14 protein-coding genes are annotated in these 18664 nt (G+C 57.6%); 2 read left to right on the forward strand and 12 right to left on the reverse strand.

Annotated features, from left to right (window positions below):
- Nucleotides 1-133 precede the first annotated feature (133 nt).
- The 3 genes from mazG to rlmD form a co-directional block, all read right to left on the reverse strand.
- Nucleotides 134-928, reverse strand: a complete 795-nt coding sequence (gene mazG, locus EM595_RS13930; RefSeq protein ID WP_067435494.1) for a nucleoside triphosphate pyrophosphohydrolase — start codon at nucleotides 926-928, stop codon at nucleotides 134-136.
- A 77-nt stretch (nucleotides 929-1005) separates the two neighbouring features.
- Nucleotides 1006-3237, reverse strand: a complete 2232-nt coding sequence (gene relA, locus EM595_RS13935; protein WP_067433248.1) for a GTP diphosphokinase — start codon at nucleotides 3235-3237, stop codon at nucleotides 1006-1008.
- Nucleotides 3238-3269: 32 nt separating this feature from the next.
- Complete coding sequence (gene rlmD, locus EM595_RS13940; RefSeq protein WP_067433251.1) at nucleotides 3270-4586, reverse strand: 23S rRNA (uracil(1939)-C(5))-methyltransferase RlmD; 1317 nt, start codon at nucleotides 4584-4586, stop codon at nucleotides 3270-3272.
- Nucleotides 4587-4697: 111 nt separating this feature from the next.
- Here rlmD and barA point away from each other — a divergent pair, with 111 nt between their 5' ends.
- Nucleotides 4698-7424 carry a two-component sensor histidine kinase BarA gene (barA, locus tag EM595_RS13945; protein ID WP_067433254.1) on the forward strand — a complete coding sequence of 909 codons (2727 nt, stop codon included), beginning with the start codon at nucleotides 4698-4700 and terminating at the stop codon, nucleotides 7422-7424.
- 33 nt (nucleotides 7425-7457) lie between these two features.
- Here the strand turns inward: barA and EM595_RS13950 are convergent, their stop codons facing one another.
- The 6 genes from EM595_RS13950 to EM595_RS13975 all read right to left on the reverse strand — a co-directional run bounded on the left by EM595_RS13950 (nucleotide 7458) and on the right by EM595_RS13975 (nucleotide 14462).
- Nucleotides 7458-8600 (reverse strand): glycerate kinase, encoded by a 1143-nt coding sequence (locus EM595_RS13950; protein WP_067433257.1) that lies wholly within the window; start codon nucleotides 8598-8600, stop codon nucleotides 7458-7460.
- A gap of 86 nt (nucleotides 8601-8686) precedes the next feature.
- The gene (gene garR / locus EM595_RS13955; RefSeq protein ID WP_067433260.1) at nucleotides 8687-9577 is read right to left on the reverse strand and encodes a 2-hydroxy-3-oxopropionate reductase; all 891 of its coding nucleotides are present in this window, start codon (nucleotides 9575-9577) and stop codon (nucleotides 8687-8689) included.
- 15 nt (nucleotides 9578-9592) lie between these two features.
- Complete coding sequence (garL, locus tag EM595_RS13960; RefSeq protein ID WP_067433263.1) at nucleotides 9593-10363, reverse strand: 2-dehydro-3-deoxyglucarate aldolase; 771 nt, start codon at nucleotides 10361-10363, stop codon at nucleotides 9593-9595.
- A 47-nt stretch (nucleotides 10364-10410) separates the two neighbouring features.
- The gene (gene gudD / locus EM595_RS13965; protein WP_067433272.1) at nucleotides 10411-11748 is read right to left on the reverse strand and encodes a glucarate dehydratase; all 1338 of its coding nucleotides are present in this window, start codon (nucleotides 11746-11748) and stop codon (nucleotides 10411-10413) included.
- A gap of 12 nt (nucleotides 11749-11760) precedes the next feature.
- On the reverse strand, nucleotides 11761-13107 hold the full coding sequence (locus tag EM595_RS13970) for an enolase C-terminal domain-like protein (RefSeq protein WP_067433274.1): 1347 nt from the start codon (nucleotides 13105-13107) through the stop codon (nucleotides 11761-11763).
- Complete coding sequence (locus EM595_RS13975; protein ID WP_067433276.1) at nucleotides 13104-14462, reverse strand: MFS transporter; 1359 nt, start codon at nucleotides 14460-14462, stop codon at nucleotides 13104-13106. Before EM595_RS13975 ends, EM595_RS13970 begins: the two co-directional genes overlap by 4 nt.
- A gap of 491 nt (nucleotides 14463-14953) precedes the next feature.
- On the opposite strand from EM595_RS13975, the gene garD reads away from it, so the two are divergent.
- Nucleotides 14954-16513 carry a galactarate dehydratase gene (gene garD / locus EM595_RS13980; RefSeq protein ID WP_067433278.1) on the forward strand — a complete coding sequence of 520 codons (1560 nt, stop codon included), beginning with the start codon at nucleotides 14954-14956 and terminating at the stop codon, nucleotides 16511-16513.
- 30 nt (nucleotides 16514-16543) lie between these two features.
- Here garD and EM595_RS13985 read toward each other — a convergent pair whose 3' ends face one another.
- From EM595_RS13985 to EM595_RS13995, 3 genes are read right to left on the reverse strand one after another with little or no spacing between them, the layout of a single operon-like run.
- On the reverse strand, nucleotides 16544-16990 hold the full coding sequence (locus tag EM595_RS13985) for a flavodoxin (RefSeq protein ID WP_067433281.1): 447 nt from the start codon (nucleotides 16988-16990) through the stop codon (nucleotides 16544-16546).
- Between the two features lie 11 nt (nucleotides 16991-17001).
- Nucleotides 17002-17781, reverse strand: coding sequence for a tRNA pseudouridine(65) synthase TruC (gene truC / locus EM595_RS13990; protein ID WP_067433282.1), 780 nt, complete (start codon nucleotides 17779-17781; stop codon nucleotides 17002-17004).
- Nucleotides 17781-18110, reverse strand: a complete 330-nt coding sequence (locus tag EM595_RS13995) for a YqcC family protein (protein WP_067433283.1) — start codon at nucleotides 18108-18110, stop codon at nucleotides 17781-17783. The genes truC and EM595_RS13995 overlap by 1 nt, the downstream gene beginning before the upstream one ends.
- Nucleotides 18111-18664 lie beyond the last annotated feature (554 nt).

The raw sequence follows: 18664 nt of genomic DNA on the forward strand, positions 1-18664 counted from the left end.
GTAGCCGATTGGCTCGGATTGAATTTTGATGTGCGTCACAAAATCGACGCTTTGCTGAATCGTGTAAGCTCAACTGTCGAAAGGTTGTGCAATCCGCTGCACCGGGCCGATTTCAGCTCAGCGCAGGGTGAACTTATGCCTGGTTTTTTTCGCCCTGTTTAACCTGCTGCCAGGCGGCCTCCATCTGTTCCAGCGTTGCCTCCTGCATTTGCAGTTGCTGGCTGGCAATGATCGCCTCTACCTGTCGGAAACGGCGTTCAAACTTGTCGTTAGCCTTTTGCAGCGCGGTCTCCGCTTTTTTTCCCAAATGTCGCGACAGGTTTACCGTGGCAAACAGCAGATCGCCCATCTCCTCTTCGAGCTTATCCTGGTCGATAACCGTCTGCTGGGCTTCGTGCATCACTTCATCAATCTCTTCATGCACTTTCGCCACCACCGGCCCCAGCGTGGTCCAGTCAAAGCCCACGTTGCTGCAACGCTTCTGGATCTTATGGGCGCGCATCAGAGCGGGCAACGCGCGAGGAATGTCATCCAGCGCCGAATGCTGCGCTTTATCGGCTCGCTCTGCGGTTTTGATTTTTTCCCAGTTTTGCAGCACCTGAGCGCTGTTCTCCGCCTGTGCATCGCCGAAAATATGGGGATGACGGCGCTCAAGCTTGTCGCTGATAGCGTGGCAGATATCGTCAAAGTTGAAGCGGTGTTCTTCCTGCGCCATCTGCGCGTAAAACACCACCTGGAACAGCAGATCGCCTAACTCCCCACGCAGATCGTCGAAATCCTCGCGCTGAATGGCATCCAGCACTTCGTAAGTCTCTTCCAGGGTATAGGGCGCAATGGTGGCAAAGGTCTGTTCGCGATCCCACGGACAGCCGTGTTGTGGATCGCGCAGGGTTTTCATGATGTTCAGCAGGCGGTCAATAGCGGTCATAGTGGCGGTCTCGTCATTCTGTTCAGGTGCAATGTTGTCCACATTGCACCTGAGATCGGACGCGACCGCAAGCTGGCTTAGTGCAGGCGGCGCGCGTCGATGATATCCGGCACCTGATTCAGGCGCGCTAAGACGCGGCCCAGCACCTGCTGATTGTAGATTTCAATATCCATATCGATGGTCGCCAGCTGCTTACGGGTATCGCTGCGGCTGGCAACGCCAAGCACGTTGACCTTCTCATTAGCCAGAATGGTGGTGATGTCACGCAGCAGGCCGCTGCGATCGTTGGCGGTGACGCGCACCACCAGCGAATAGCCACTGGAATAGCTTTCGCCCCACACCGCATCGACAATGCGCTCCGGCGCATGAGAAATCAGATCCGCCAGCTGGTCGCAGTCGGCACGGTGAATCGAAATGCCGCGGCCCTGGGTGATAAAGCCGACGATATCATCGCCGGGAATCGGCTGGCAGCAGCGCGCAATGTGGTGCATCAGATTACCGACGCCTTCTACCACCACGCGGCCGCTCTGTTTGCTGCTCGGCGCGTGTGACTTCTGTGTCAGCTGGCGCAGCGCCTCACGATCTTCCTCTTCGGCGCTCGGCTTATTCAGCTTCGACTGCAGGAAGTTGACCATCTGATTGAGACGGATATCGCCGCCGCCAATTGCCGCCAGCAGCTCATCCAGCGAGGTGACGTTATAGCGCGGCAGCAGCAGTTTTTCCGCCTCTTTCAGGCTGATGTCGAGCTGGCTCAGCTCGCTGTCGAGAATTTGTCGTCCGGCAACAATGTTTTTGTCGCGATCCTGCTTGCGGAACCAGGCGTGAATTTTAGAACGCCCTCGGCTGGTGGTGATGTAGCCAAGATTGGGATTGAGCCAGTCGCGGCTCGGGTTCGGCTGCTTCTGCGTGATGACCTCGATCTGATCGCCCATCTGCAGCTGATAGGTAAAGGGCACGATGCGGCCGCCAATTTTGGCGCCAATGCAGCGGTGACCGATATCGCTGTGAATATGGTAGGCAAAATCCAGCGGCGTGGAACCAGCGGGCAGATCGATCACGTCGCCTTTTGGCGTAAACACGTAAACCCGATCGTCAAAGACCTGGCTGCGCACCTCTTCCAACATTTCGCCAGAATCGGCCATCTCTTCCTGCCAGGCGATCAGCTTACGCAGCCAGGCGATGCGCTCTTCGTGGCCCGCCGCTCCGCGCGCATGGCTGCTGCTGGTGGAGCCCTCTTTGTATTTCCAGTGAGCGGCGACGCCCAATTCGGCATCTTCGTGCATCTGCCGGGTACGGATCTGGATCTCTACCGTTTTGCCGCGCGGGCCCAGCACCACGGTGTGAATGGACTGATAGCCGTTGGGTTTCGGGTTGGCGACGTAATCGTCAAACTCGCTGGGCAGGTGGCGATAAAGCGTATGCACAATGCCGAGCGCGCCGTAACAATCCTGCAGGCGCTCCGCCACAATACGCACCGCGCGCACATCAAACAGCTCGTCAAAGGCCAGCGCCTTTTTCTGCATCTTGCGCCAGATGCTGTAGATATGTTTCGGACGGCCGTAAACCTCCGCCTTCACGCCCTCCTTCACCATTTCGGTGCGCAGCGAGTTAACGAAGGTATCGATGTATTGTTCACGGTCGATACGGCGCTCGTGCAGCAGTTTGGCGATGCGTTTGTATTCGTCGGGATGCAGATAGCGGAAGCAAAAATCTTCCAGCTCCCATTTGAGCTGGCCGATGCCGAGCCGGTTGGCCAGCGGCGCATAGATATTGGAACACTCTTTCGCTGCCAGCACCCGCTCATCTTCGGTGCCATCTTTCACTTCGCGCAGGTGCGCGATGCGCTCCGCCAGTTTCAGCACCACGCAGCGGAAATCTTCCACCATGGCCAGCAGCATGCGACGTACGTTATCGACCTGTTCAGAGGCCATGGAATCGTTGTGAATCGCCTTCAGCTGGCGAATTGCATCCATGTCACGCACGCCATGCACCAGCGAGACGATGCCCTTGCCGAACTGCTCTTCCAGCGTCTCTTCCGACACCACATCGGCGTTAGCCAGCGGGAAAATCAGCGCGGCGCGCAGGCTGTCGATATCCATACTGAGCATCGAGAGGATTTCCACCATCTCAATGCCGCGCCAAAGCAGCAGCGCCTGATCGGGATGATTTTCGGTGGCGGCATGACAATAGCGCCAGATTTCGGCAAGGCGTTCACATGACTGTTGGTTGGTGATCCCCAAACTGGCGATCCATTGGTCGATCGCGAACTCGCCAGCCGTATTCAGATGTGCACTTCTTACCGCAACCATATCCTCTCCTGATCGAACGCTCCGCAGAGCGCTTAGGTTTTGCTGAAAAGCACCATGGATTCGAGATGACCGGTATGTGGAAACATATCGAGCATCGCGACCCTCTCCAGGTGGTAACCGGCAGCCAGTAAAGTCTGACTGTCCCGCGCCAGGGTCGCTGGATTGCACGACACGTACACCACACGCTGTGGTGCCAGCCTGGCGATATGCTGCATTACGCCTGCGGCCCCGGCACGCGCCGGATCCAGTAACACCTTATTAAAGCCTTGCGCCGCCCATGGCTGGCGTGTCACGTCATCGTCTAAATTTTCATGAAAGAAGGTGACGTTATTGAGATTATTCAGTGATGCATTATACGCACCCTGGCGAACTAATGCTGCAACACCCTCCACACCGACAACATTTTCTGCCTGTTTCCCCGCCGGAAGTGTGAAATTTCCCATCCCGCAAAAGAGATCCAGCAGCCGATCTTGCGGCTGCAGATCGAGCCAGGCCAGCGCGCGACTCACCATCTGCTGATTCACCGCATCGTTAACCTGAATAAAATCACGCGGACTGAAACTCAGGCGCAAACCTTGCGAGTGATAAACCGGCGGCTCGCCGTTGACCTGCTCAAGCGTCTCGCTGTCCGGGGCCAAAAACAGCGATACCTGCTCTGTATGCGAAAACTGTTCCAGTTTTTGCCGGTCGGCGGCGCTCAGCTGCTCAAGATGGCGCAGGATCATCAGCGGTCCGTTATCGGCCTGCACCAGCTCAATGTGTCCCAGACGGCGCGCCGCCTGTAAACTGCGCAGGCACTGGCTGAGTGGCGCAATCAGTGCATTAAGTTCGGGCATCAAAACAGGGCATTCGGTGATTTCCACCAGTTCAGCCGAGGCGGCCTGGCGAAAGCCCATCTGCAACCGCTTCTCTTTCGGCAGGTAATTCAGACTCAGGCGCGCGCGACGACGATAGCCATATTCACTGCCGCTGATGATTTCATCAATGGCGATATCGCGGCCCGCTTCCTGGCTGAGCTGACGCGATAACGCCCGCGCCTTGCTCTCCTGCTGTAGCGCAACCGACGCATGCTGCTGCTGGCAGCCGCCACAACGTGAAAAGTAGGGGCAACGTGGCGTCACCCGCTGCGGGCTGCGGGTGATCAGCTTGCTGGCTTTGCCGCGCGCATATTGGCGCTTCTCCTCCAGCAGCGTGACCTCCACTTCCTCGCCCGGCAACGCGCCGCTGATAAACAGCGCCTTGCCCTGATGACGGGCAACGCCCTGACCAAAGGGATCGAGATCGTCGACCGTTACGGTGATGCGTTGGCGGGTCGTCACGCGCCGCTTTGCAGAGTAGAATTGCGCCATAATGTTCTCGGGATAAGAGTAAAATCGCGCGTAATCTACCGCAGGTGCTGGCGATTTACGACTTCAATGCGCGTTACGCGGCGGCATCCTCGCTGCCCTGAATGGGATAGTATGACCAAATATAGCCTGCGGGCGCGAATGATGATTTTAATCCTGGCCCCGACGCTGATGATCGGGCTGCTGCTCAGCACCTTTTTTGTGGTGCACCGCTATAACGAGCTGCAGCGTCAGCTGATGGACGCCGGCGCCAACATCATTGAGCCGCTGGCGGTCTCCAGTGAATATGGCATGGCATCGCACAGCCGCGATGCGGTGCGCGAGCTGGTCAGCCTGCTGCACCGCCGCCACTCCGCTATCGTGCGCGCCATTACCGTATTTGATGACAACAACGAGGTTTTCGTCACCTCTAATTATCAACAGCATGGCGATCTGCTGCGGCTGCCTGCGGGCGTCGAGCCACCTCAGGCGCTGGCCAGTGAACGTCACGGCAACGTGATTATTCTGCGCACGCCGATTCTCTCCGAAACCTGGTATCCCGACGAGATGCGCGGCAAAGCGCTTAAGCCCACCGGCAATCCGCTCGGCTACGTCGCCATTGAGCTCGATCTGCAATCGGTGCGCCTGCAGCAGTACAAAGAGGTGTTTGTCTCCACGCTGCTGCTGCTGTTTTGCCTCTGCATCGCCATGCTGTTCGCCTACCGCCTGATGCGTGACGTGACCGGTCCGATCCGCAATATGGTCAGCACCGTGGATCGCATTCGTCGCGGCCAGCTCGACAGTCGGGTTGAAGGCCATATGCTCGGCGAACTCGATATCCTGAAAAACGGCATTAATTCGATGGCGATGTCGCTGACCGCCTATCACGAAGAGATGCAGCACAACATCGATCAGGCGACCTCGGATCTGCGCGAAACGCTGGAGCAGATGGAGATTCAGAACGTAGAGCTGGATTTAGCGCGCAAACGCGCGCAGGAAGCGGCGCGCATCAAGTCTGAGTTCCTTGCCAACATGTCGCATGAGCTGCGCACACCGCTCAATGGCGTGATCGGCTTTACCCGTCAGACGCTGAAAACGCCGCTCAGTGCCACCCAACGTGACTATCTCAATACCATCGAACGCTCGGCCAATAACCTGCTCAGCATCATCAATGACGTGCTGGATTTCTCCAAGCTGGAAGCGGGCAAGCTGGTGCTGGAATCGATCCCCTTTCCGCTGCGCGCCACGCTGGATGAAACCATCGTACTGCTGGCCCCCTCGGCGCATGAAAAAGGGCTGGAAATCACCATCAGCCTACAAAGCGACGTACCGGATAACGTTATTGGCGATCCGCTGCGTTTGCAGCAGATTGTCACCAACCTGATCGGTAACGCGGTGAAGTTTACCGAGCGCGGCAATATCGCCCTACGCATCGATAAACGCGCGCAGAATCATGAAAAAATTGAGCTGACGCTGCGCGTGCAGGACAGCGGTATTGGCATCGCGGAAGAACAGCAGTCGCAGCTGTTTCAGGCGTTTCGCCAGGCCGATGCCAGCATCTCCCGTCGGCATGGCGGCACCGGCCTTGGCCTGGTGATTACCCAGCGGCTGGCCAACGAAATGGGCGGCGATATCACCTTTCAAAGTCGGCCCAATGAAGGATCAACGTTTTGGGTGCACTTCTCGCTCGATCTTAACCCCAACGCCAGCAGCAACCCGCATGCGCTGATGGCGCTTCAGGGCAAACGGCTCGCCTACGTCGAGGAGAATGCCATTGCGGCGCAGGCGACGCTGAACATGCTCAGCAGCACGCCGCTGGAGGTGAGCTACGGCACCAGCCTCAACGCCCTGCCCGATGCGCATTTTGATATTTTACTGATGGGCATGCCGGTCAGCCGTCAGCCGCGCGCCATTCCTGCTGAACTGCTGCAGCGCCAGCTGGCGATCGCCAACAGCGTGATCATGGCGTTACCGAGCCAGATGCTGATCTATGCCGAAGAGCTGAAGGCGCGCGGCATTGATGCCTGCATCGCCAAACCGGTGACCTATACGCGCCTGATGCCGATCGTGCTTGAGCTGCACACCCGCACGCTTTATGACCTGCCGCCGTCGACGCGATTACCGCTAACCGTGCTGGCGGTGGATGATAATCCGGCCAACCTCAAGCTGATCGGCGCGCTGTTACAGGAACAGGTCGAGCACACGCTGCTCTGTGACAGCGGCGAGCAGGCGATCGCCATCGCGCGCCAGCAGCGACTGGACGTGATCTTAATGGATATTCAGATGCCGGAGATTGACGGCATTCGCGCCAGCGAAATCATTCGTGCCATGCCGCAGCATCAGCACACGCCGATTGTGGCAGTCACCGCGCACGCCATTGATGGCGATCGCGAGCACCTGATCAAAGCGGGCATGAACGATTATCTTGCCAAGCCGATTAACGAACAGAAACTGGCGCTGTTGCTGGCGCGCTATTCGCCCGGCGTGGTACATGAGTCGCAGCCGGTGCCGCATTTGCAACTGCCGTCGCTGGACTGGTCGCTGGCGCTGCGTCAGGCGGCCAACAAAACCGATCTCGCTGAGGAGATGCTGGGCATGCTGCTCGATTTTCTGCCCGACGTGGCGCAACAGGTTGAACAGTTTATGGAGGAAAAAGATGCGCAGCGTCTGCGCGATATCATCCATAAACTGCACGGCAGCGCCAGCTACAGCGGTGTGCCGCGACTGAAACAGCTCTGTTTGCAGCTGGAGAAAAGCCTGCGTCAGCAGGAGGATATTGCGGAGTTTGAGCCGGAGATTTTTGAGCTGCTGGATGAGATGGAAAACGTTGCCCGCGAAGCAAAACGCCTGCTGGCACGCTAAAGTAAAACCGGGCAGTCCGCGCCCGGTTACACATTACTTCAGCTGCTGGCCCATCTTCAGCAGCGCGGCAACGTTGCGTGAGCTCAGCCGCAGGTTTTCAGCGGCCTTTTCCAGCGCCTCTTCCAGCGTACAGATACTGTAAATAATGCTGAAGACCGCATCGATACCGTGCTGATGCACCACGCCAACGTCAGCGGTCAGGCTGCCTGCAATGCCAATCACCGGCTTGTTGTAGCGCTTCGCCACCTTCGCCACGCCAATCGGCACTTTGCCGTGAATCGTCTGACTGTCGATGCGGCCTTCACCAGTAATCACCAGCGTGGCATCTTTGACAAGCGCATCCAGTCCCAGCGCCTCGGTGACAATTTCAATGCCGCGGCGCAGTTCCGCCTGGCAAAACGCATGCAGCGCGGCGCCCATGCCACCGGCCGCACCGCCGCCTGGCACGTGCAGCACGTCGATATCCAAATCGCGCTGAATGATCGCCGCATAGTGTTGTAACGCAGCATCCAGTTGCGTGACCTGCGCCGGTGCCGCGCCCTTTTGCGGGCCAAAAATAGCCGATGCGCCCTCTTTGCCGGTTAACGGATTGGTGACATCACAGGCCACCTCAAAGCGGCACTGTTTGATGCGGGCATCGAGCTGACTGTTATCGATACGCGCCAGATCGGGCAATGCGCCGCCGCCAAAACCGATCTGCTGATCCTGCGCATCTAACAACTGCGCACCCAGCGCCTGCATCATCCCGGCGCCGCCGTCATTGGTGGCGCTGCCGCCAATGCCGATAATAAAATGCTTAACGCCTTTATCCAGCGCGTTATGAATCAGTTCACCGGTGCCGTAAGAGGTGGTAATCAGCGGATCGCGCTGGGCGGCAGGCACCAGTTCAAGGCCGCTGGCGGCAGCCATTTCGATAAAGGCGGTTTGCTCATCGCCGGAGAGACCATAAAAAGCGTCGACTTTTTTGCCCAACGGCCCGGTTACCTCCAGTTTGACAATCTTTCCCTGTGTCGCCGCCACCATCGCTTCCACGGTTCCCTCGCCGCCGTCGGCAACGGGCAATTTGACATAGTGCGCCTGCGGGAAGATTTCGCGGAACCCCGCCTCAATCTCCGTGGCGACCTGCAGGGCGGATAAACTCTCTTTATATGAATCCGGTGCGATAACTATTTTCATAAGCGTTCCGAGCGCGGGTGAACTGACAGCCGTCAGTCAGGTATCAGCCTGCTGATGAGACCCGGCGCAACGGCGCCGGGCCAGGATCAAACCTGCCGGGAGACTTCGATCTTCGCTAACTTCTCATAATAGCAGGCCAGCGCGCTGTGGTCGGCGGTGCCCAGACCATCGGCTTTCAGCGCCTGCATCATCTCCATTACCGCGGCGGTCAGCGGCAGCTGTGCACCGATGGAGTGTGAGGTATCAAGCGCGTTAGCCAAATCCTTGATATGTAAATCGATGCGGAAGCCTGGCTTGAAGTTGCGGTCCATTACCATCGGCGCTTTGGCATCCAGCACCGTACTGCCGGCAAGGCCGCCGCGAATCGCCTGATAAACCAGATCCGGACTCACGCCCGCCTTGGTGGCCAGCGTCAGCGCTTCCGCCATCGCAGCGATGTTCAGCGCGACAATCACCTGGTTAGCCAGCTTGGTCACATTACCCGCGCCAATTTCACCGGTGTGCACCACCGAGCCGGCCATCGCTTTCATGATGTCGTAGCATTGATCAAACAGCGCTTTATCGCCGCCGACCATGACCGACAGCGTGCCTTCAATCGCTTTTGGCTCGCCGCCGGAGACCGGCGCATCCAGCAGGGCGATCTGCTTTTCAGCCAGCGCAGCATGAATTTCGCGGCTGGCCAGCGGCGCAATCGAACTCATGTCGATCACCACCGTGCCCGGCTTCGCGCCGTCCACTACGCCATTTTCGCCCAGCACCACTTCTTGCACCTGCGGGGAATTGGGCAACATGGTGATGATCACATCACTCTGCTCCGCCACTTCTTTAGCCGTTTTGCCCACGGTGGCACCCAGCGCCACCAGCTCAGCTTCGTTTTCTGCATTGTGATCGCGCACCACCAGGCTGTAACCCGCTTTAATCAGGTTTTTGCTCATCGGCTTGCCCATGATACCAAGGCCAATAAATCCAATTTTCATCTGTGACTCCTCACTTTATTTTTTAAAACGATCGCACAGCGCCTGGGTGGCATTGCGGAAAACCCCTAAATCACTGCCGACGGCGACAAAACCTGCGCCCCATTCCAGATAACGGCGCGCATCCGCTTCCACCGGCGCCAAAATACCGCTGGGTTTACCGGCGGCTTTGGCGCGCTCAAAAAGGTACTGGATCACCTTGAGCACTTCCGGATGCGCAGGCTGGCCGAGATAGCCCAGCGCGGCGGAGAGATCGCCCGGCCCAACAAAAATGCCGTCCACCCCTTCCACCGCGGCAATGGCATCAATGTTGTCCACCGCCTGCTGCGTTTCGATCTGCACCATCACCGTGATGTTGTCGTTCACCGTGCTGTTGTAATCGGGTAGCGTGCCATACATGTTGCTGCGGTGAGAAACCGACACGCCGCGAATACCGGCCGGTGGATAGCGTGTTGAGGCAACCGCCAGCCGCGCTTCCTCTGCGGTTTCGACAAACGGAATCAGAAAGTTGTAAAAGCCGATATCGAGCAGGCGTTTGATGATCACCGGTTCGTTACAGGGCGGCCGAACCACGGCGGCACTGCTGCTGCCCTTGAGTGCCATCAGCTGTGGCACAAAGGTGGTGATATCATTCGGCGCATGTTCGCCATCCAGCACCAGCCAGTCGAATCCTGCCAGGCCGAGCACTTCGGTGGTCAGCGGATTGGCCAGCGCGCACCAGCTGCCAATCAGGGTCTCGCCGGCCAGCAGGCGCTGACGAAAGCGGTTCGGATAGATCGCGTTGCTCATAATGACTCCTGTTAATCAGGCTTCGCGCGTGACGCCAAGCCAAAAAGTTAGCGCACCAGGCAGGGACGCTTATTGTCGAAGGTCCAGTCTGGCACCAGAAACTGCATCGCCTGCGCGTCGTCGCGGGCACCCAGCCCATGCTGTTGATACAGCGCGTTCGCCTTCATCACCTGATCCATATCGAGTTCGACGCCCAGGCCCGGCTTTTGCGGCACCTGCACCATGCCGCCTTTGATTTGGAAAGGTTCTTTGGTCAGCCGCTGATTACCCTCCTGCCAGATCCAGTGGGTATCTATGGCGGTAATGCTGCCCGGCGCGGCAGCGGCAACGTGGGTAAACATCGCCAGTGAAATATCGAAATGGTTATTGGAGTGCGAGCCCCAGGTCAGGCCAAAGTCATGGCACATCTGCGCCACGCGCACCGAGCCTTGCATGGTCCAGAAGTGCGGATCGGCCAGCGGAATGTCCACTGACTGCAACGACAGCGTATGGCCCATCTGTCGCCAGTCGGTGGCGATCATATTAGTGGCGGTAGGCAGGCCGGTGGCACGGCGGAACTCCGCCATCACCTCGCGGCCGGAATAGCCCTGTTCGGCACCGCAGGGATCTTCCGCGTAGGCGAGCACGCCGGTTAGCTGTTTACCGAGCAGGATCGCCTCATTCAGCGACCAGGCGCCGTTGGGATCGAGCGTGATGCGCGCCTCAGGAAAACGCTTCGCCAGCGCGGTCACCGCTTCTGCCTCTTCGCTGCCGCGCAGCACGCCGCCCTTGAGCTTGAAGTCATTGAAGCCATATTTTTCATAGGCTGCTTCAGCCAGCCGAACGATGGCGTCTGAGGTCAGCGCCTCTTCGTGGCGCAGGCGATACCAGTCGCATTTGTCATCACGCTGGTTTTGATAAGCCAGCGAGGTTTTGGTACGGTCACCGATATAGAACAGATAGCCAAGCATATCTACGCTATCGCGCTGCTGCCCTTCGCCAAGCAGGCTGGCGACATTAACCTGCAGGTGCTGCCCGAGCAGGTCGAGCAAGGCGGCTTCGATGCCGGTGACCACATGAATGGTGGTGCGCAGATCAAAGGTTTGGTTGCCGCGTCCGGCAGCATCGCGATCGGCAAAGGTCGTGCGTACCAGCGTCAGCAGGTTTTTGTACTCGCCCACCGTTTTGCCAATCACCAGCCTGGCGGCATCTTCCAGCGTTTGACGAATTTTCTCGCCGCCGGGAATTTCGCCCACGCCGGTATGGCCTGCGTTGTCTTTGATGATCACGATGTTACGGGTGAAAAAAGGCGCGTGCGCCCCGCTCAGGTTAAGCAACATGCTGTCGTAACCGGCGACCGGAATCACCTGCATGTCGGTGATTTTTGGCGTGCTTGTCTCGTTCATTTGCAGCTCCTTTTACTGATAATCGCGGCCAAACGCCGGGCGTTTACGATCGAATGTCCAGCCAGGAATGAGGTATTGCATCGCCTGCGCATCGTTGCGCGCGCCCGCAGGCAGCGTTTGATACAGCGCATGTGCTTCATAGACTTTGTCCCAGTCGAGCTCAATGCCGAGACCGGGCCGATCCGGCACGGCGATCTTGCCGTCGCGGATTTGCAGCGGTTCTTTGGTCAGCCGCTGATCGCCCTCCTGCCAGATCCAGTGGGTATCGATAGCGGTGGGTTTGCCGGGCGCTGCCGCACCGACGTGGGTAAACATCGCCAGCGAGATATCAAAGTGGTTATTGGAGTGACAGCCCCAGGTCAGGCCCCACTCATCGCAGAGTTGCGCCACGCGCACAGCGCCGCTTAACGTCCAGAAGTGCGGATCGGCCAGCGGGATATCGACCGCATTGAGCATCACCGCATGGTTCATCTCACGCCAGTTGGTGGCGATCATATTGGTGGCGACCGGCAGGCCGGTGGCACGGCGAAACTCCGCCATCACCTCGCGCCCGGAATAGCCCTGTTCGGCGCCGCAAGGGTCTTCTGCGTAGCTCAGCACATCCTGCATGTTTTTACAGAGCGCAATCGCTTCTTCCAGGCGCCAGGCACCGTTGGGATCGACGGTAATTCGCGCCTGTGGAAAACGTTTTTTAAGCGCCGACGCCGCCTCCAGTTCCTGCTCGCCCGGCAACACGCCGCCTTTCAGCTTGAAGTCTTTAAAGCCATATTTGTCCTGTGCCGCTTCGGCGAGGCGCACAATCGCCGCGCTATCCATCGCCTGCTGGTGACGCAGGTGATACCAGTCATGGCTGGCGCCTGCGCCATCGCGATAGGCCAGATCGGTTTTCTCACGATCGCCGATATAGAACAGATAGCCGAGCACGGTGACCTCGTCGCGCTGCTGGCCGGGTCCTAACAGTTCCACCACCGGTACGCCGAGATGCTGACCGAGCAGATCCAGCAGCGCCGCTTCCAGCGCCGCCACCGCATTCACCCGCAGTTCAAAGGTCCAGGCGCCCTTGCCGAAGGTATCGAAATCTGCCGACTGATTGCCTTTATGCACCTGCTGCACCAGACGGTTCATGCGGGCAATCTGCTGGCCTTCCACCTGCGGAATAGCCTGTTGCAGCGTCTGCAAAATGGTTTCCCCACCGGGCGCTTCACCTACGCCGGTGCGCCCGGCGCTGTCGGTAAGCACCACGATATTGCGGGTGAAGCAGGCGGCGTGCGCGCCGCCGATGTTGAGCAACATGCTGTCGTAGCCCGCCACCGGGATCACCTTCATGCTGGTGATCACCGGGCTGCTTTGCGTCGTCATAGTGGATCCTTGTGCATCGGTTTCAGTTCAAAGCGTTTGATGTCGCCGGTGATGAACAGGAAGCTGAACGCAGCGACAAAGGCGTGGATGCCGACATAGACCAGCGCGCCGTTATACGATCCGGTCGTCGCGATGATGTAGCCGATAGCGATAGGCGTTACGATGCCCGACGCGTTACCAAACATGTTGAACAGACCGCCGCTGAGACCGCTGATCTCTTTCGGTGCGGTATCGGCCATCACCGCCCAACCCAGCGCGCCAATGCCCTTGCCGAGGAAGGCCAGCGCCATAAAGAACACCACCACCCATTCGGTATCGACATAAATACAGACCACCATGGAGATCGACATCAGCATGCCTACCACAATCGGCGTCTTACGGGCGATGTTCAGCGAGCCGGTTTTGCGCATCAGCATGTCGGAAATTACCCCGCCCAATACGCCGCCGATAAAGCCGCATACCGCGGGAATCGAGGCGACAAAGCCCGCCTTCAGAATCGACATGCCGCGCTCGTTGACCAGATAGAGCGGGAACCAGGTGATGAAAAAGTAGGTTAGCGCGTTGACGCAGTACTGGCCGAGATAGATGCCCAGCATCATGCGTGAACTGATGAGCTGGCGAATCTGGAACATTTTTTCGTCCCAGCCGACTTTGCGCTCCTCTTTCTTCTTGTCCATGTTGATCAGCGCACCGCCCTGCTCAATATATTCAAGCTCCGCTTTGTTGACGCCCGGATGATCGTTGGGATCGTGGATCACCTTCAGCCAGACAAAACTGAGGATGATGCCCAGCCCGCCCATAAACCAAAAAACGTGTGCCCAGCCGACGGCAGAGGTCAGCCAACCCATAATCGGCGCAAAAATCACCGTGGCGAAATATTGCGCCGAGTTAAAGATGGCCACCGCCGTGCCGCGCTCCTGCGCCGGAAACCAGGCCGCGACAATGCGGCTGTTACCGGGGAATGAAGGAGCTTCCGCCAGACCCACCAGGAAGCGCAGGGTGAACAACGCAATCACAATGCCGAAGCCATCAAAGACGTCAACAAAACCCTGTAACAGCGTGAACAGCGACCAGATAAAGATGCTGCAGAAATAGACGCGCTTTGAGCCGAAGCGATCGAGTAACCAGCCACCCGGAATCTGCCCGATCACATAAGCCCATGAGAATGCAGAGAAGATATAACCCATGCCGATCGGATCGAGTCCGATATCCCTGGCCATTGATGTGCCAGCGATGGAGAGCGTGGCGCGGTCACCGTAGTTAAACGAGGTGACGATAAATAACATCACAACGATCCAATACCGCGCGTTGGTTCTTTTCTCCACCGCGCTTTTGGCGGGGCTGACTGTACTCATGATGCACTCCTGAAACTGTTTTCACTCTGCATGCATACACATCGCGTTGGGTATCAGAATGAGGTCGGGTTAAACACAGCGATTTTATTGTTGGCAAACAATCTCTTTGCGCAGTGTCAGGTCATATCCTGGTGCAACGTTGAAAAGTATATGAAGGGCGGCTGGCGCAGGCATTAGATGAACGCACGAGTATTTGCGCTAACAAACATCGTTTTTATGGCATTTGCACATTTTAGTGCGCGAGCGCTCACGAAAACCGTTTTTAGCGCCGATTTATTACGCCAAATCGCATGGTTTTATCGGGCTTTGTGAGAATCTTCACTTGTACCTGGTGAAGCGCCAGAAAATAGCCGCAATCAACCGCTGAATGGCCGACATTTGCACAGTGTGGTGCCCCCCGCGGCTGCCTATACTTTTTTCCGGCAAACAATTTCCGCAGTTGATGTGTATCGCATCACTTTTACCGTTTTCTCACTGTGGGCAGATGAGCAATGAATAAAATCACCGTAGAGACACCGCTTTATATCAAGGTGCATGAGTCGGACAATGTCGCCATTGTGGTGAATAATCATGGCCTTCCCGCCGGTACGATGTTTGCCGGTGGCCTCAGACTGATTGAGCAGGTGCCGCAGGGCCATAAAGTGGCGCTCAGCGCCATTGCCCGCGGCGAACCGATTCTGCGCTATGGCGAAATTATTGGTTATGCCGTGCAGGATATTGCCCAGGGCAGCTGGGTAGAGGAGTCGCTGGTGGCCCTGCCGGAAGCACCGCCGCTGGCCAGCCTGCCGCTGGCGAATCAGGTGCCGCCGCCGCTGCCACCGCTTGAGGGTTACACCTTTGAAGGCTATCGCAACGCCGATGGCAGCGTTGGCACGCGCAATCTGCTCGGCATTACCACCAGCGTGCATTGTGTGGCGGGCGTGGTCGATCATGTGGTCAGGATCATTGAGCGTGAACTGCTGCCGCGCTATCCCAACGTCGACGGCGTGGTTGCGTTGAATCACCTTTACGGCTGTGGCGTGGCGATCAATGCCCCGGCAGCGGTGGTGCCGATCCGCACCGTGCATAACCTGGCGCTCAACGCTAACTTCGGCGGCGAAATTATGGTGGTCAGCCTCGGCTGCGAGAAGCTGCAGCCAGAGCGTCTGCTGGCGCCGGGCGGCGGGCTGGAGGCGATTAACGTCGGCGATGATGACATTATTCGTTTACAGGATGAGCAGTTTGTCGGTTTTGAGGCGATGGTGACGTCAATTTTGCAGGTGGCCGAGCGCCATTTGCAGCGGCTTAACCAGCGCCAGCGTGAAACCTGCCCCGCCTCAGAGCTGATTGTCGGTATGCAGTGCGGCGGCAGCGATGCTTTTTCCGGCGTGACCGCCAACCCGGCGGTCGGCTTCGCTTCCGATCTGCTGGTGCGCTGCGGTGCCACGGTGATGTTTTCAGAGGTCACGGAAGTACGCGATGCGATTCATTTGCTGACGCCGCGCGTGATCGATGAAGCGGTAGGCAAGCGCCTGCTGGAAGAGATGGCGTGGTATGACGACTACCTCAATCAGGGTAAAACCGACCGCAGCGCCAATCCCTCACCAGGCAATAAAAAAGGTGGCCTGGCGAACGTGGTAGAAAAAGCACTGGGTTCGATTGCCAAATCAGGACGCAGCGCCATTGTTGAGGTGCTTTCTCCCGGCGAACGCCCTACCCGTCGTGGCCTGATTTATGCCGCTACGCCAGCCAGCGACTTTGTCTGCGGCACGCAGCAGTTGGCATCGGGCATTACGTTGCAGGTGTTTACCACCGGCCGTGGTACGCCCTATGGTCTGGCGGCCATTCCGGTGATCAAAATGGCAACGCGTAACGCGCTGGCGGAGCGGTGGCATGATTTGATGGATATCAACGCGGGTACCATCGCCACCGGGGAAGAGACGATTGAGCAGGTGGGCTGGCGGCTGTTTGAATTAATTCTGGATATTGCCAGCGGCCGCAAACAGACCTGGTCCGATCGCTGGGGAATTCATAATCAGCTGGCGGTATTTAACCCTGCGCCGGTGACCTGAAGGCCGCCAGCACAGGCTGGCGACGCTGAATTACAGCAGTTGCATCCACTGCTCAACCCATGGCATGGCCACGGACTCCGGCTCAGGATGCTCTTCAGCATCAATCAGCAGCACGTCGCCCAGCCGTTGCGCGCCCTGCTCCTGCAGCAGGGCGTCAAACTTCTTGCCGCCGCCGCAGAAATGCTCATAGCTACTGTCGCCCAGCGCGATAACGCCGTAACGCAGATCGGGCTGGTGGCCCAGCTTTTCACGCATCTCTTCGTACAATCTGCCGATGCTGTCAGGCAGATCGCCCTGGCCAGTGGTCGAGGTGATAATCAGCGCCACCTCACTGGCGTAGGGTTGCCAGTCAGCCAGCGTTGCGTCTTCATAAACATGCACATCGTGCCCGGCCGCCTGCAAAACAGGCTGCGCTTCTTCCGCCACTAACAGGGCATTGCCGTACATCGTGCCCACAAAAATTCCAATCTTGGCCATTGCTGCTCTCCTCAGGGTAATGCGATATCCTGGCCTGCCGACGGCGTAATTTCAACCCGAGGGAGATCGGGGAGAAGCTGCTGCCAGCCAAAATGCGTCATCATCGTTTGCCAGACACCATCAAGCCCGGCGGTAATGCACAGTGGCTCACCGGTTACCGGGTGCGTTAATGCAAGTTTACTGGCGTGCAGCATGAGCCGATTGCAGCCCCAGTGCTCGGCAGCGGCGCGATTCTGTTTGAGATCGCCGTGATTGGTATCGCCAATAATCGGATGGCGTAAGTGCACCAGATGGCGACGCAGCTGGTGTTTACGGCCGGTTTTTGGCTTCAACTCAACCAGGCTATAGCGCGCGCTGTCGTAGCGCCCAACCGCAATTGGCATTTCTACCCTGGCCAGCCCGCGATAATGAGTCACCGCAGGCTGCGGCAGACGATCGGCGGAGGCAAACTTATCTGCCACCTTGTCCAGCTCTTCCACCAGCGGATAATCCAGCAGCGCTTCATCCTGCAGCCAGCCGCGCGTCAGCGCATGGTAGGTTTTTTCGATTTGATGCTGCTCAAACTGCTGCGACAGCAGCCGACCCACTTCACTCGACAGGCCCATCAGCAAAACGCCGGAGGTCGGACGATCGAGACGATGCACGGTAAACACATGCTGACCAATCTGGTCACGCACCGTCTGCATCACTACCACTTTTTCTTTGCGATCCAGCCAGCTACGATGTACCAACCAGCCAGCGGGTTTGTTCACCGCGACCAGCCACTCATCCTGATAAAGAATCTCCAGCATTAAGCCTGACCGTCCGTAAAGACTGCATCCAGACGATTCAGCACCAGCAACAGTTCGGTGCGGCCACTGAGATCGGCCTCCAGCGCCATCTCATAATAAGGCACAATCGCAAAGCTGCCCGGCAACGGCCGTTGCGCATCCAGCAGCGCACGCATCCGCGGAATTAAGATCCATTGCAGCCACTCAAGTGCATGCATGGTATCGACGCAGAAAGGCTCCACGCTGGTAAAAGCGGCTGCGTCAGGCGCTGCGGTGCGCCACAGATCATATTTTTTTAGCACCTGCTCAATCTCATTCAGATAAGCGGCGACTTGCTGTTCAGGCGTCAAAAGCATCTCCGGGGGAACAGATTCGGGGGCGAAAAGGATAGCACTGGTCGGCCAAAATCAGCATAAAAAAAGGGAGCACTGTAAAAACAGTGCTCCCGGTTCGTTTGTAGACGTCCTGCTACGCTTATGCTCCCTGCTCGTCCATGAAAACTTTTCCTGCGTGACATCCTGCCACTCTCGTCATCATGACCTGTATTCCTTTAGCATCCTGGCCCACCGCACATTCCGTAGCGGCTCTCATTCTCCATCCTGGAGGTGTCCTTTATCCTCATCCTGAGGTGTCCTGCTTCAACCCTGAAGCCTTCCTTGAGGCGCGTATCCTTCTGCGATCCGCTTCTTCATCCTGAATCGACATCATCCTGATGCCGCTTAATCCCGGTGGTCTCCTGACCGACCTGCAACATTCTGACAGACTCTTATAACGACACAAGGTAACGAATAATTTAACGATAAGTGCTTACAGGTTAGCAAATCGTCACGCTTATATAATTTTTTGATTTATTTACATTTTTATAACGTCTGAAGAATTAAACCCGGCGTTATTTTGGCGATCT

This window comes from Duffyella gerundensis, assembly GCF_001517405.1.
GTDB classification, from domain to species: domain Bacteria; phylum Pseudomonadota; class Gammaproteobacteria; order Enterobacterales; family Enterobacteriaceae; genus Duffyella; species Duffyella gerundensis.

Bases quoted from the DNA above. Each gene is read 5' to 3' on its own strand.
- mazG (WP_067435494.1), bottom strand. From the start codon at position 928: ATGACCGCTATTGACCGCCTGCTGAACATCATGAAAACCCTGCGCGAT.
- relA (WP_067433248.1), bottom strand. From the start codon at position 3,237: ATGGTTGCGGTAAGAAGTGCACATCTGAATACGGCTGGCGAGTTCGCG.
- rlmD (WP_067433251.1), bottom strand. From the start codon at position 4,586: ATGGCGCAATTCTACTCTGCAAAGCGGCGCGTGACGACCCGCCAACGC.
- barA (WP_067433254.1), top strand. From the start codon at position 4,698: ATGACCAAATATAGCCTGCGGGCGCGAATGATGATTTTAATCCTGGCC.
- EM595_RS13950 (WP_067433257.1), bottom strand. From the start codon at position 8,600: ATGAAAATAGTTATCGCACCGGATTCATATAAAGAGAGTTTATCCGCC.
- garR (WP_067433260.1), bottom strand. From the start codon at position 9,577: ATGAAAATTGGATTTATTGGCCTTGGTATCATGGGCAAGCCGATGAGC.
- garL (WP_067433263.1), bottom strand. From the start codon at position 10,363: ATGAGCAACGCGATCTATCCGAACCGCTTTCGTCAGCGCCTGCTGGCC.
- gudD (WP_067433272.1), bottom strand. From the start codon at position 11,748: ATGAACGAGACAAGCACGCCAAAAATCACCGACATGCAGGTGATTCCG.
- EM595_RS13970 (WP_067433274.1), bottom strand. From the start codon at position 13,107: ATGACGACGCAAAGCAGCCCGGTGATCACCAGCATGAAGGTGATCCCG.
- EM595_RS13975 (WP_067433276.1), bottom strand. From the start codon at position 14,462: ATGAGTACAGTCAGCCCCGCCAAAAGCGCGGTGGAGAAAAGAACCAAC.
- garD (WP_067433278.1), top strand. From the start codon at position 14,954: ATGAATAAAATCACCGTAGAGACACCGCTTTATATCAAGGTGCATGAG.
- EM595_RS13985 (WP_067433281.1), bottom strand. From the start codon at position 16,990: ATGGCCAAGATTGGAATTTTTGTGGGCACGATGTACGGCAATGCCCTG.
- truC (WP_067433282.1), bottom strand. From the start codon at position 17,781: ATGCTGGAGATTCTTTATCAGGATGAGTGGCTGGTCGCGGTGAACAAA.